This window comes from Atlantibacter hermannii (genome assembly GCF_009907385.1).
GTDB lineage: Bacteria > Pseudomonadota > Gammaproteobacteria > Enterobacterales > Enterobacteriaceae > Atlantibacter > Atlantibacter hermannii_A.
The window spans coordinates 1-13,813 of the sequence record NZ_JAAATR010000024.1 but is presented as its reverse complement, the minus strand read 5'-3'; the positions used below and the strand labels follow the sequence as shown (position 1 = coordinate 13,813).

The following is a 13,813-nucleotide window of genomic DNA, read 5'->3' as shown; positions in this document are numbered from 1 at the left end:
CTATACTGCACTAAATTGGTGCAACTTTTCGGAGACGGCTAAATGGCAACAGGCATGCTGCCCGATGCTGGGCAGATCCTCAATTCTTTGATTAACAGCATTTTGCTGGTGGATGACGAGCTGGCTGTCCATTACGCCAACCCTGCCGCCCAGCAGTTGCTCGCCCAAAGCTCGCGCAAACTGTACGGCACGCCGCTGCCGGAACTGCTGAGCTATTTTTCGCTCAATATCGCGCTGATGCAGGAGAGCCTCAACGCGGGCCAGGGGTTTACCGATAACGAAGTGACGCTGGTGATCGACGGGCGTTCGCACATTCTTTCCCTGACCGCCCAGCGCTTGCCGGATACGCTGATCCTGCTGGAAATGGCGCCGATGGATAACCAGCGCCGCCTGAGCCAGGAGCAGTTGCAGCACGCGCAACAGATCGCCGCGCGCGATTTAGTGCGCGGCCTGGCGCATGAAATTAAAAATCCGCTCGGCGGTTTGCGCGGCGCTGCGCAATTGTTGAGTAAAGCGCTACCCGATCCGTCGCTGACGGAGTACACCAAAGTCATTATCGAGCAGGCCGACCGGCTGCGTAATCTGGTCGACAGGCTGCTTGGCCCGCAACAGCCGGGGATGCACGTGACGGAAAGCATCCATAAGGTGGCGGAGCGCGTGGTGAAACTGGTGTCGATGGAGCTGCCCGAGAACGTCACGCTGATCCGTGATTACGACCCCAGCCTGCCGGAACTGGCGCACGATCCCGATCAAATTGAACAGGTGCTGCTGAATATTGTGCGCAACGCGCTGCAGGCGCTGGGGAGCGACGGTGGCGAAATCACGTTGCGCACCCGCACGGCATTCCAGCTAACGCTGCACGGCGTGCGCTACCGACTGGCGGCGCGTATTGATGTGGAAGACAACGGCCCGGGTATTCCGGCCCATTTGCAGGACACGCTGTTTTACCCGATGGTCAGCGGCCGCGAAGGCGGCACCGGGTTGGGGCTGTCTATTGCCCGCAATCTTATCGACCAGCATTCGGGAAAAATCGAATTTACCAGTTGGCCGGGTCATACCGAATTCTCGGTATACCTTCCCATTAGAAAATAGCCGCCGAGTCGTTCAGGTTTGGCTGGACTGAACGATAACGCGTATATCGAGGTGTTTATGCAACGAGGGATTGTCTGGATCGTTGATGACGATAGCTCCATCCGCTGGGTGCTGGAGCGAGCGCTCACCGGCGCCGGATTGCACTGCACGACATTTGAAAGCGGGAACGAGGTGCTCGATGCGTTAACCACCAAAACCCCGGACGTGCTGTTATCGGATATCCGTATGCCGGGCATGGATGGGCTGGCGTTGCTTAAGCAGATCAAACAGCGCCATCCGATGCTCCCGGTCATCATAATGACCGCGCATTCCGATCTGGATGCCGCGGTGAGCGCCTATCAGCAGGGCGCGTTCGATTATCTTCCTAAACCGTTCGATATCGACGAAGCGGTGGCGCTGGTTGAACGCGCCATCAGCCACTATCAGGAACAGCAGCAGCCGCGCAATGCGCCGGTCAGCGGCCCCACTACCGATATTATTGGCGAAGCCCCGGCGATGCAGGACGTATTCCGCATTATTGGCCGCTTGTCGCGTTCGTCGATCAGCGTGCTGATTAACGGCGAATCGGGCACCGGGAAAGAGTTGGTGGCCCACGCGCTGCATCGCCATAGCCCGCGCGCGAAATCACCGTTTATCGCGCTGAATATGGCCGCAATCCCCAAAGATCTGATTGAATCAGAGCTGTTCGGCCATGAGAAAGGCGCGTTTACCGGCGCGAATCAAATTCGCCAGGGGCGGTTTGAGCAGGCCGACGGCGGCACGCTGTTTCTTGATGAAATCGGCGATATGCCGCTGGACGTTCAGACCCGTTTATTGCGCGTGCTGGCGGACGGGCAGTTTTACCGCGTCGGCGGCTATGCGCCGGTGAAGGTGGACGTACGAATTATCGCCGCCACCCACCAGAACCTGGAGCTACGGGTTCAGGAAGGCAAATTTCGTGAAGATTTGTTCCATCGCCTGAACGTAATCCGCGTGCATTTACCGCCGCTGCGCGAGCGCCGGGAAGATATTCCGCGCCTGGCGCGCCACTTTTTGCAGGTCGCCGCGCGGGAACTGGGCGTAGAAGCCAAGCTGCTGCATCCGGAAACCGAAGCGGCGCTGACGCGTCTCGCCTGGCCGGGCAATGTGCGTCAGCTTGAAAACACCTGCCGTTGGCTGACGGTCATGGCGGCTGGCCAGGAAGTGTTGATTCAGGATCTGCCGGGGGAACTGTTTGAAGCCACGGTGCCTGACAGCCCGAGCCAGACGCTGCCGGACAGCTGGGCGACGCTGCTGGCGCAGTGGGCGGATCGCGCGCTGCGTTCCGGCCATCAAAACCTGCTTTCTGAAGCGCAACCCGAAATGGAACGCACGCTGTTAACCACGGCGTTGCGTCACACGCAGGGCCATAAACAGGAAGCGGCGAGGCTATTAGGCTGGGGCCGCAACACCCTGACGCGTAAGCTGAAAGAGTTGGGTATGGAGTAGCGCCGCGCCGCTGTGTAAAGAGGGGCCATTGAGCGCAAATTGCTGCAATTTTGTACTTTACTGTATTAACAACTTCAGTATGATCACGCGCGTTCACGCGAGGGAAAAATCATGCTGGAATCATTAATTCATTTTGTGTCAAGCAGCGCAGAAGTAGGCGCAGCGGCAAGCCAGACGCCGCACACCGCCGTCGCGGCTATACTCTGTGCGGCACTGCTTGGGCTGTTTAGCTGAGACCATCCCCTCAACCGGACCGGTGAGGGGATTGTTTTAGATAACGCGTGAGAACTGCTGCATCCGCGCCTTCTGACGCAGATAAACGTCAAAGCACATGCAGATGTTGCGGATTAACAACCGGCCTTTCGGCGTCACCTGGATGCCTTTCTCGTCAATGTCCACCAGCCCATCTTTCGCCAGCGGCGCTAACAGATTCACATCCTCAGCGAAGTAGTCGCCGAAATTCAGCTGCCACTGCTGCTCAACCGCGGAAAAATCGAGACGGAAGTTACAGATCAGCGCTTTGATAACGTCACGGCGGATGCAGTCGTCGCGGGTGAGCGCCAGACCACGCCACAGAGCGTCGCCGCGCTCATCGACATACTGGTAATACTGCTTCAGCTCTTTGTAGTTCTGCGCGTAGCTGTCGCCAATCATGCTGATCGCCGACACGCCAAGGCCGAGCAAATCGGTGTCGCCCTGGGTGGTGTAGCCCTGGAAATTGCGGTGCAGCACACCTTCGCGCTGGGCGATCGCCAGCTCGTCATCCGGACGGGCAAAATGGTCCATGCCGATAAACTGATAGCCGGCCTGCATCAGCGATCCGATGGTTTGCTGCAAAATATCCAGCTTCTGCTGGGCCGTGGGTAAATCGGCCTCTTTAATTTTACGCTGGGCGGCAAACAGCGTCGGCAGATGCGCATAGTTAAATACGCTCAGGCGATCCGGGTTGAGTTCCGCCACGCGTTGCAGCGTATAAGCGAAGCTTTCCGGCGTCTGCTTCGGCAGGCCATAAATCAGATCGATATTGGTCGAAGTAAAGCCAATTTCCCGCGCGTGGTTCAACAGCGCGAAGATAAACGCTTCGTCCTGCTCGCGGTTCACCAGACGCTGTACTTCTTTGTTGAAATCCTGCACGCCCATGCTGAGACGGTTAAAGCCTTCGGCGCGCAGGTGATCGAGCACATCCAGCTCAATTTCACGCGGGTCAACTTCAATGGAAATTTCCATCTCGTTGCTGAAGTTGAATGCGCCGCGCAGCAGATTCATCAGACGGCTGATTTGCGCTTTGTTCAGGTAGGTGGGCGTGCCGCCGCCCCAGTGCAGTTGCTTAACGGTGCGGCCCGCAAACAGCGGCGCGCGGTGAATAATCTCCTGCTCCAGCGCATCCAGATACTGATCGGCTTTATGTTGCTGGCGGGTAACGATTTTATTGCAGCCGCAGAAATAGCAGAGCTTATGGCAGAACGGGATATGCACATACAGCGACAGCGGGCGATCGGGATAGCGCGCCACCGCCTGGTGGAACTGGCTTTCGCCGTACTGGTCGGAAAATTCAAGCGCGGTAGGATAAGAGGTATATCGCGGCCCGGAATAGTTATATTTCTGGATAAGGGCCAGATCCCAGTCGATCAACTGCACAGACATGCTCACTCCTTCCGATGATGTCTTTGGCGGGTACGCTGAACGGTCCCACCAGCACCACGGGCGATGAGCCGGTTGCGCAACCGCGTTTGACGGCGCGACAACCGCTGTAGTTTAACGAATAACCACACCAGATAACATACTATTGGCAGGACAACGATCAGAACGGGCAGGCCCATAGCGTGCCGATCAGTTGCCGCCCTTGAGCAGACGCATCAAATCGTCGCCGCGGTTTTCGTCTTCTTCCTCGTCCTCATCATCCCAGGAGAGACCAAGCTGCTGCATCAGCTCATCAATACGATCCAGTTTCGCGTCGACCCATTCCTGATCGGCTTTGCTCAGGGTTTCCCCTTCTTCAAGACGCTCCAGTAATCCATCCAGACGCTCGTCATTTTCCAGCATATCCAGTTCGGCCTGCGGTGAAAGCATAGGTTTCTTCTCACTCTTCGGTTTCTGCTGCTTAGATACAGGCGCTTCTGTCACGCCCAACGGAATGGGGGTTTTGCTACCGATGCGCGGATCTTTTTTCTGGCCGCTGCGAACGTTTTTCGCGTCTGCTGCAACGCCGGATGCGCGGCTGCCTGGCGCGTGGCCGCTGTGTTTTTTCTGGCGCTTACGTTCGCGCCCTTCCTGGTTCAGCTCTTCGCGTGTTTTACGACGCGCTTTCGCAGGGCGTCTGGAGGTTGGTTGCTTCATATCGGGGTCGTCTTAAGCCATTTACGAGAATAATGACATCATACTTCAAGCCGCTTCTTACATTATGGGTAATTAATCGATATGTGAGAGACGGTTTATTTATGATGATGAGAATTGCGGCGGAATCTATCAGAAACGCAGAAAAGAGAAAAGGCGACAGTTTTGCTGTCGCCTTTTCTCTTAACTTTGCGCTCGTCCTGGCTTGCTACCAACCACCCTGTCTTTCCGTTAGCAAACAACGCTCCGTGTGTGTCCTTTTCCTTGTGACGTCTTATGACGCTGGCTCTCCAGCCGTATCCTGTTCTTCGTCGCCCTGACGTTCCTGAACTTTATTCCGGGGTCATCCTTGCCCGCGCTGACTACTTTACCTTTTTAGAATAATGAGACAAGTCGCAGGCACAGCAATCTACCATTTTTAAGAGTGGTCTTATTAAAATATCCCCATGATTTATAAACATTTATTTTAAATGCATGTAAAGATTAGCCCTGCTTTTCTCAGGGTTTAAATCCGCAATCTCTTACAACGCATCGGGAATATCGTGTAAGCCTGGATTTAAGAACCCCGCCTTTCGCAGGGGTTCAGGTATAATCCCTTCATCGCTTGTCCTGATGGAGACGACCTTTGACTAACTGGAACTATCAACAGACGCATTTTGTGACCAGTGCGCCTGATATTCGCCACTTGCCTTCCGATACCGGCATTGAAGTGGCTTTCGCAGGCCGCTCGAACGCAGGGAAATCAAGTGCGCTTAATACCTTAACCAATCAAAAAAGCCTGGCCAGAACCAGTAAAACCCCTGGCCGTACGCAGCTAATCAACCTGTTCCAGGTAGCGGAAGGCAAACGCCTGGTCGACCTGCCCGGCTACGGTTATGCCGAAGTCCCGGAAGAGATGAAGCTCAAATGGCAGCGCGCGCTGGGTGAATATTTGCAGGCGCGTCAGTGTTTGCAGGGTCTGGTGGTGCTGATGGATATCCGCCATCCGCTGAAGGATCTCGATCAGCAGATGATTCACTGGGCTGTAGAAAGCCAAATCCCGGTGCTGGTGCTGCTGACCAAAGCTGACAAGCTGGCCAGCGGCGCGCGTAAAGCGCAGCTCAATATGGTGCGGGAAGCGGTTATCGCCTTTAACGGCGATGTGCAGGTTGAAGCGTTTTCGTCACTGAAGAAACTGGGCGTTGATAAGCTGCGTCAGAAACTGGACAGCTGGTTTAGCGACCTGACGCCGGTAACGGAAGACGCGCAGGCCGAAGAATAAGCAGGCGTACGGGGCAACCCGTACCCTCGAAACTTTTTTTCAGGCAATAAAAAACGCCCCAGTCATGAGATGACTGGGGCGGCTAAATATTCAGCCAAATCCGATTACGTGAAGTAAAAGGTCTGAAAGATAGAACATCTTACCTCTGTACCCTACGCGTTTAACTCTACTACCTTTTTTCCACGCCACAAAGTATTTTTGTAATTTTTTTTCAATCTTTACATTCTGAATTCAAAGCGTCATCACAAAAAGCGATAAGTTATGTTGCTAAGTTACAGAAAAATGACTTTGCGGCGCATTTATCAGTGAGCCTGATCCCAGTTTTCACCGCTGCCCACTTCCACCAGCAACGGCACATCCAGTTTCATACTGTTTTCCATTAGCTCATGGATCTTCTCAGACACGGTTTGCACATCCTCTTTGTGCACTTCAAACACCAGTTCATCGTGTACCTGCATGATCAGTTTGACGCGCGGCTGCTCTTTCTCAAGCCAGGCGTCTACGGCAATCATGGCGCGTTTGATGATGTCTGCGGCGGTGCCCTGCATTGGCGCGTTGATCGCCGCACGCTCTGCACCGGCACGGCGGGCTGCGTTACTGGATTTGATGTCCGGAAGATACAGACGGCGGCCATCCAGCGTTTCAACATAGCCCTGTTCTTTCGCCTGCTGGCGGGTACGCTCCATATATTCACGCACGCCAGGGTAGCGCTCGAAGTAGAGGTCCATATACTTTTGCGATTCTTTGCGCGGAATATTGAGCTGGCGCGACAGGCCAAATGCGCTCATGCCATAGATCAGCCCGAAGTTGATCGCTTTGGCGCTGCGGCGCTGTTCGCCGGAGACGCTTTCCAGCGGCAAGCCAAACACTTCCGCTGCCGTGGCGCGGTGAATATCCTTGCCTTCCGCAAAGGCGCTCAGTAAGCCTTTATCGCGGGAAAGGTGCGCCATAATGCGCAGTTCGATTTGCGAGTAGTCCGCAGAAACGATCACGTAGTCTTCTGGCGCAATAAATGCCTGGCGAATTCGGCGTCCTTCTTCATTGCGCACCGGAATATTCTGCAGGTTTGGATCGGTAGACGAAAGCCGGCCGGTAGCCGCTACCGCCTGATGATAGGAGGTATGCACGCGCCCGGTCTTGGGGTTAATCATCAACGGAAGTTTATCGGTGTAGGTGGATTTGAGTTTAGCCAGCCCGCGATATTGCAGAATCACTTTCGGCAGCGGGTAATCCAGCGCCAGCTCTTCCAGCACCTCTTCCGACGTGGACGGCGCGCCGCCAGGCGTTTTCTTCAGCGGCTTGATACCCTGCTTTTCAAACAGAATGGTTTGCAGCTGTTTGGTGGACGAGAGATTGAACGGTTCGCCGGCGATGTCATGGGCTTTTTGCTCCAGCTCGGCCAGGCGTAGCGTTAATTCTTCCGAATGGCGGTGCAATACCGCTGGATCGATTTTCACACCGTTACGTTCAACGCGCGACAGGACCGGCACCAGCGGCATTTCGATGGTTTCAAAAACGTGGCGCGGCCCTTTTTCTTTCTCCAGCTTCGGCCACATTTTAAGGTGCAGCTGCAGCGTGACGTCTGCATCCTCGGCGGCATAGCGCCCTGCTTCTTCCAGCGCGATCTGGTTAAACGTCAGCTGGTTTTTGCCTTTTCCGGCAATCTGTTCAAACGTGATGGTTTTATGCTTCAGCCAGCGATCGGCCAGGCTATCCATATCATGACGGCCCGCTACGCTATCCAGAATATACGACTCCAGCATGGTGTCGAAGGCGATACCGCGCAGTTCAATGCCGTAATTCTGCAACACGCCGCGATCGTATTTGAGGTTTTGCCCGACTTTACGGGCGCTTTCACTTTCAAGCAGCGGCTTAAGTAATTCCAGTACGCGTTCACAGGTCAGCTGCTCCGGCGCATCAATATAATCGTGCGCCACCGGCACATAAGCCGCAATCCCCGGTTCGGTTGCGAACGAGAAGCCCACCAGGCGCGCAGAGTGGTTGTCCAGACTATCCGTTTCGGTATCAAAGGCAAAGACCGGGGCTTTCTCAAGACGGGCAATCCACTCGGTGAGCGTTTTCTCATCCAGAATGGTGACGTAGTTGTCATATGAGAGAGCCACAGCCGGTTCGTCAGGCTCTTCGTTGATAACGAGAGTTTCTGGCAGTTTCGCCGCAGGTCTCGCGCCTTTCGCCTGCAGCCATTTACCGGCTTCAACATCTGCGGTCCAGCGCTTGAATTCATATTTCTTGAACAGATCGACCAGCACATCCGCCGTTGGCTGTTTTACTTCAAGTTGATCGCACGTCAGTTCAAGCTCCACATCGGTTTTGATGGTGGCGAGCTGGTAAGAGAGGTATGCCACCTCTTTATGATCGGCAAGCTTAGCGGCCATGGTTTTGGCGCCCCGGAAGCTCAGGCCAGCGATTTTTTCCGGCTCGGCAAACAGCGTATCCAGCCCACCCAGGCCTTGCAGCAGCCCCTGCGCAGTTTTCTCACCCACGCCAGGCACGCCCGGAATGTTATCCGAGGAATCGCCCATCAGCGCCAGGAAATCGATAATCAATTCCGGCGGCACGCCGTATTTAGTGACCACTTCTTCTGGACCGAGAATGATATTGGTCATGGTGTTAATGAGCGTAATGCCCGGCGTAACCAGCTGCGCCATGTCTTTGTCGCCGGTGCTGATCAGCACCGGACGGCCCGCTTTTTCCGCTTCACGCGCCAGAGTGCCGATGACGTCGTCTGCCTCTACGCCGGAAACCGCCAACAGCGGTAGACCCATGGCCTTAACCATGGCGTGCAGCGGCTCGATCTGCGCACGGAGATCGTCAGGCATCGGCGGTCGATGCGATTTGTAATGCTCAAACAGCTCATCACGAAAGGTTTTGCCTTTGGCGTCAAAAACCACCGCCGCGTGAGTGGGTTGATACTGCATTAACAGGCTACGCAGCATATTAAGAACGCCGTACATTGCCCCGGTCGGCTCGCCTGCACTATTGGTCAGCGGTGGGAAGGCGTGATAGGCCCGATACAGGTAAGAAGAGCCATCAACGAGGATAAGAGGATTTTCTGGGATCTGAACCATAATGTCCGTGCCTGATGTTTACGTTATCCCTAAAGGATGCCATAGCTGGCGCAGAAATATGAATTTTTCAGACCAATATGCATGAAAGAATTAACGATCCTCGACCTCTCTCGCAGGATCAACCTGTGGATAACTGTGTGTACAAAAGTTTTTAGAATAAATGCATATATAAAAACAACGCTGGATTCAATTAAAAAAATCATTGATATCATGCAATTACAGCAAATCATTGATCCGGGATATTTCCTTCTCGATCGTTTGATTATTGTGGATATAAAATATCGCAAAGGTTGTTAAATCGCTGATAAATCCGACGCTTTCCGTAAATTCAAATACCGTAACGTTTCGGTTCGTCATCAAACCGGGATTTCTGATAAAATCCCCCGCTTGTGCGCATTTTCAGCGCACTGCTTCCTATAACTCCATGAATATAATCATTATGTCGAGATTGATTGCTGCGATAACGCTGTTTTTAAGTATCGCGCTGACTATTTTAGTCACGATTTTCTGCTCTGTGCCAATCATCCTTGCCGGGATCGTAAAGCTATTAATACCATTTCCTGCAGTCTGGCGAACAATCTCAGCTTTCTGCAATTTCATGATGTTTTGTTGGTGCGAAGGACTCGCCGCACTGTTAAAACTGAACCCGCATTTAAAATGGGATGTTGAGGGACTTGAAGGACTCAACAAAAAAAACTGGTATCTGCTCATTTGCAATCATCACAGCTGGGCCGATATTGTGGTGCTGTGTGTTTTGTTCCGCAAACACATCCCAATGAACAAATATTTCCTTAAACAGCAGCTTGCCTGGATCCCATTTATTGGTCTGGCTTGCTGGGCGCTGGATATGCCGTTTATGCGCCGTTATTCCCGCAGCTATTTGTTGCGTCACCCTGAACGGCGCGGCAAAGATGTAGAAACTACTCGGCGTTCCTGCGAAAAGTTTCGCCATCATCCGACGACTATCGTCAATTTCGTTGAAGGCTCGCGTTTCACTGAAGCAAAAAGCCAGCAATTACGCTCACCCTTTAAGCATTTGCTGCCACCAAAAGCAGCGGGTATCGCTATGGCGCTTAATGTTCTTGGCTCGCAATTCGACAAGATGCTTAACGTCACGCTGTGTTACCCGGAAAATAACGCAACGCCTTTTTTCGATATGCTGAGCGGTAAACTGACGCGTATTGTGGTGAGGATTGATTTATTACCGGTGGCGGAGGAATTGCACGGCGATTATGTCAACGATAAAAACTTCAAACGACAATTTCAGCTCTGGCTTAATGCAGTGTGGCGCGAGAAAGACAATCAGCTCGAGACAATAAAACAACAATACAAAAAAGCCGGTCAGTGACCGGCTTTTTCATGTGGATATTATTTCTTTTCGACCAGGAATTTCACGGTATCCGCATATTGCTGAACAAAGGCGTCCATGTTGCTGGTCTCCATACCCTGCGGGTTCAGCTGATATTTGCCGTTAACAAACATCGCCGGTACGCCACGCAGTTCAAGATCGGCTGCTGCTTTTTCCTGCTGAGCGACCAGAGATTTCACCACGAAGCTGTTCCACGCGGCATCGTACTCCTCGCCTTTCACACCGGCATCGATAAAGACTTTACGGATATCCGCTACGGTCTGTACGGTTTGGGTTTTCTGAACGGCATCAAACATCGGCGCAGTAATTTTGTCTTCCACGCCCAACGCCATTGCGACCGCCCAGGCCTGAGTCAGGTCTTTACCCAACGGCCCCAGGAATTCGACGTGGTACTTGGTCATTTTGGTGCCTTCCGGCAGTTTCTTTTTCACGTTATCGGAAACGTGGATCACTTCTTCAAACTGATAGCAGTGCGGGCAATAGAATGAGAAAAACTCAAGCACTTGCGGTTCGCCGGCGACGGGTTTTTCGAGCGTAATGTACTGTTTGCCGTCGGTGATTTGGGCAGCTGTAGCGCTAAAAGCCAGAATCATCCCCGCCAGCGCCAGTAATACTTTTTTCATCTTCAACTCTCTCCTGAATATACAGATTAATACATCGGCGTTAACTGCAATGGGGGTTCGTTGAGAACCCGTACCTGCTCGTGAAATGTTGCCGTTTGCCTGCGCCAGTAATCTTCCTCTTCAAGCCAGGGGAAGTTACGAGGGAACGCAGGATCTTCCCAGCGTCGAATTAACCACGCCAGGTAATAAACCATACGCATCGCGCGTAACGGTTCAATTAGAGTCAGCTCGCTCATATCAAAGGAAGTAAATTCTTCATACGCTTCAATGATAGTTTCGAGCTGCATGCGCTGTTCGGCTTTATCACCGTTTAACAGCATCCATAAATCCTGTACGGCCGGGCCGTTGCGCGCATCATCCAGATCGACAAACAGCGGCCCGTCGCGCCAGAGAATATTACCGGGATGGCAATCCCCATGTAATCTCAGCGTTTCTGTATTTTCTCCCCAGCGGACGCGGACCGCATCGATCAGGGCATCTGTCGCGCTTAAAAAGGCGTCTTTCAACGCAGCGGGAACCAGAGGGGAGGCGGCCAGCAGGGTACGTGGTTCAAGAAGATATTCATTGATGCCGATCGACGGGCGATGCTGGAACAGGGCGCGACGGCCAACCTGATGGATGCGGCCCAGATAGCGCCCTACCCATTCCATTTGATCGAGATTATCGGTTTCATACTGGCGACCGCCAAGGCTTTGGAAAACGGCGAAACGATAGCCCTGGTATTCAGGCAACGTCGTGCCGTTAAGCATCAACGGCGCAGCCAGCGGGATCTCATCGGCGGCTAATTCCCGTGCAAAAGCGTGTTCTTCGAGGATCTGCGCAGTCGTCCAGCGCTGCGGACGATAGAACTTCACAACATAGCGTTTGCGATCTTCATCCTGAAACTGGTAAACGCGGTTCTCATAGCTGTTCAACGGCGTTAGCCCGGAATCAACGCGGATGCCCTGTTCAAATAAGGCATCCATAATGATATCCGGGTGTAACGTCTGGAATGTAAAAGCGTTATCTGTCATTCCGTTATCCAAAAATACGGCTAATGCTTCAGAATATCATTCTGGCAGCGTATTGTTGGCTTCGCTTACATGCTTTTACTCTTTAATGACGCCGCGCGCGCGTAATAGTGCCGTTTTAAAATCCTCTTCGTAATCTTTTTTAAGCCCCGGAATGGCTTCGTCTTTCGCGGAATCGCGCATTTTCAGGTGATATATCAAGATATCATCGGTGAGATCGGCCAGATCGCCGGTAAAACCTGACTCCTTCGCCAGTTTCTGCAAAAATTGCAGCAGATTAAGGTCGGGCTCTTTTTGCCAGGCTGGCTGAAGCAATTCGATAACTTCATTAAGGCGTTTGCATTTCATAATGGCGCTCCTTTCTTTGAGAAAGACACGTTAACAGGGTCAAACCCACAATAAAAGAGGCGATACTTTTGGCGAAATTAACGGGTGCAGTGCTCGCCGGTGGCCGGGCGATGCGAATGGGCGGCCAGGACAAAGGTTTGGTGCTACTGAACGGCAAGCCGTTATGGCGGCATGTTGCGTCGCGTCTGCTACCGCAGGTTGATAGCCTGGTGATTAGCGCCAACCGCAATATCGAACAGTATCAGCAAAGCGGTTTTAGCGTGATTACCGATACGCTGGCGGATTTTCCGGGGCCGCTGGCGGGAATGTTATCTGTTATGCAGGCAGTAGAAAGCGAATGGTTTCTGTTTTGCCCCTGCGATACGCCAAATATTCCTGCCGATGTTGTTTCGCGTTTACAGGCTGCCATAAATGATGCGCCAGCCGCCTGGGTTAACGATGGGCAGCGCGATCATCCCACGCTGTGCCTGGTAAACAGACGCGTCGTACCGTTGCTGAAAGCGTACTTAGCCAGTGGTGAAAGACGCGTAATGGTATTCCTCACGCAGGCAGGTGGCCATGCCGTGTTGTTTAGTGACGGCGTGCACCGCTTTGCAAACGTAAACACACCGGACGATCTTGAACAGTGGCAGATGAAATGACGACGCCGATACTTGGCATTACTGGATGGAGTGGGACCGGAAAAACCACGCTGCTGAAAAAGCTAATCCCAGCGCTAAACCAGCGCGGCATTCGTACCGGGCTGATTAAGCATACCCATCACAAAATGGACGTCGATAAGCCGGGTAAAGACAGCTATGAGCTACGTAAGGCCGGTGCGTATCAAACGCTGGTCGCCAGCGCAGAGCGCTGGGCGCTGATGACCGAAACGCCGGATGAAGCGCAGCTCGATCTTCACTATCTGGCAAGCCGAATGGATCACCGCACCCTGGATATTATTCTGGTGGAAGGCTTTAAGCATGAAGCGATTCCTAAACTGCTTTTATACCGTGAAGGAACGAAGCATAGCGTTGCCGAGCTGGTATGCGATGAGTATGTCATTGCGCTGGTGACGGATATCGCTGTGCACCACGGCTTGCCGGTTATTGATATTAACGATGAGAATCAGGTAGTAAATTTTATTGAGGAATGGTTGAAAAAACAGTAACGATGGGTCAGGCGGGGAAATGTCCATTCCGTCTGGCTTTTTGCTGGATCGCAGACAGCAAAAAGCCCATCCG

The 13,813-nt window shown here is 53.1% G+C and carries 14 protein-coding genes; 7 read left to right on the top strand and 7 right to left on the bottom strand.

All coding sequences use genetic code 11. The features are described from left to right. Positions 1-42: 42 nt before the first annotated feature. From glnL to GV764_RS06915, 3 genes are all read left to right on the top strand, one after another. Complete coding sequence (gene glnL / locus GV764_RS06925) at positions 43-1,092, top strand: nitrogen regulation protein NR(II) (RefSeq protein ID WP_125295045.1); 1,050 nt, start codon at positions 43-45, stop codon at positions 1,090-1,092. Between the two features lie 57 nt (positions 1,093-1,149). After that, the gene (glnG, locus tag GV764_RS06920) at positions 1,150-2,559 is read left to right on the top strand and encodes a nitrogen regulation protein NR(I) (protein WP_161659610.1); all 1,410 of its coding nucleotides are present in this window, start codon (positions 1,150-1,152) and stop codon (positions 2,557-2,559) included. A gap of 111 nt (positions 2,560-2,670) precedes the next feature. After that, complete coding sequence (locus tag GV764_RS06915) at positions 2,671-2,793, top strand: YshB family small membrane protein (protein WP_161659509.1); 123 nt, start codon at positions 2,671-2,673, stop codon at positions 2,791-2,793. A gap of 36 nt (positions 2,794-2,829) precedes the next feature. Here the strand turns inward: GV764_RS06915 and hemN are convergent, their stop codons facing one another. Together hemN and yihI are read right to left on the bottom strand one after the other, a co-directional pair. Continuing rightward, the gene (gene hemN, locus GV764_RS06910) at positions 2,830-4,203 is read right to left on the bottom strand and encodes an oxygen-independent coproporphyrinogen III oxidase (RefSeq protein ID WP_161659508.1); all 1,374 of its coding nucleotides are present in this window, start codon (positions 4,201-4,203) and stop codon (positions 2,830-2,832) included. 186 nt (positions 4,204-4,389) lie between these two features. After that, complete coding sequence (gene yihI, locus GV764_RS06905; protein ID WP_161659507.1) at positions 4,390-4,896, bottom strand: Der GTPase-activating protein YihI; 507 nt, start codon at positions 4,894-4,896, stop codon at positions 4,390-4,392. Positions 4,897-5,518: 622 nt separating this feature from the next. On the opposite strand from yihI, the gene yihA reads away from it, so the two are divergent. Then, positions 5,519-6,154 carry a ribosome biogenesis GTP-binding protein YihA/YsxC gene (gene yihA, locus GV764_RS06900; RefSeq protein ID WP_161659506.1) on the top strand — a complete coding sequence of 212 codons (636 nt, stop codon included), beginning with the start codon at positions 5,519-5,521 and terminating at the stop codon, positions 6,152-6,154. Between the two features lie 90 nt (positions 6,155-6,244). Here yihA and spfP read toward each other — a convergent pair whose 3' ends face one another. Further along, positions 6,245-6,292, bottom strand: a complete 48-nt coding sequence (gene spfP / locus GV764_RS22390) for a small protein SpfP (RefSeq protein WP_071892919.1) — start codon at positions 6,290-6,292, stop codon at positions 6,245-6,247. 164 nt (positions 6,293-6,456) lie between these two features. Continuing rightward, entirely contained in the window at positions 6,457-9,243 is a 2,787-nt protein-coding gene (gene polA / locus GV764_RS06895; protein ID WP_161659505.1) for a DNA polymerase I, read from the bottom strand. A 439-nt stretch (positions 9,244-9,682) separates the two neighbouring features. Here polA and GV764_RS06890 point away from each other — a divergent pair, with 439 nt between their 5' ends. Beyond that, positions 9,683-10,591 carry an acyltransferase gene (locus tag GV764_RS06890; protein ID WP_161659504.1) on the top strand — a complete coding sequence of 303 codons (909 nt, stop codon included), beginning with the start codon at positions 9,683-9,685 and terminating at the stop codon, positions 10,589-10,591. A 20-nt stretch (positions 10,592-10,611) separates the two neighbouring features. Here the strand turns inward: GV764_RS06890 and dsbA are convergent, their stop codons facing one another. The 3 genes from dsbA to GV764_RS06875 form a co-directional block, all read right to left on the bottom strand. After that, positions 10,612-11,235, bottom strand: a complete 624-nt coding sequence (gene dsbA, locus GV764_RS06885) for a thiol:disulfide interchange protein DsbA (protein WP_161659503.1) — start codon at positions 11,233-11,235, stop codon at positions 10,612-10,614. Positions 11,236-11,261: 26 nt separating this feature from the next. Further along, complete coding sequence (locus tag GV764_RS06880) at positions 11,262-12,248, bottom strand: serine/threonine protein kinase (protein ID WP_161659502.1); 987 nt, start codon at positions 12,246-12,248, stop codon at positions 11,262-11,264. Positions 12,249-12,323: 75 nt separating this feature from the next. After that, entirely contained in the window at positions 12,324-12,593 is a 270-nt protein-coding gene (locus GV764_RS06875; RefSeq protein ID WP_125295054.1) for a YihD family protein, read from the bottom strand. Between the two features lie 62 nt (positions 12,594-12,655). Here GV764_RS06875 and mobA point away from each other — a divergent pair, with 62 nt between their 5' ends. Both mobA and mobB read left to right on the top strand, forming a co-directional pair. Further along, complete coding sequence (gene mobA, locus GV764_RS06870) at positions 12,656-13,234, top strand: molybdenum cofactor guanylyltransferase MobA (protein ID WP_328515159.1); 579 nt, start codon at positions 12,656-12,658, stop codon at positions 13,232-13,234. Beyond that, entirely contained in the window at positions 13,231-13,740 is a 510-nt protein-coding gene (gene mobB / locus GV764_RS06865) for a molybdopterin-guanine dinucleotide biosynthesis protein MobB (protein WP_161659500.1), read from the top strand. Before mobA ends, mobB begins: the two co-directional genes overlap by 4 nt. Positions 13,741-13,813: the final 73 nt, after the last annotated feature.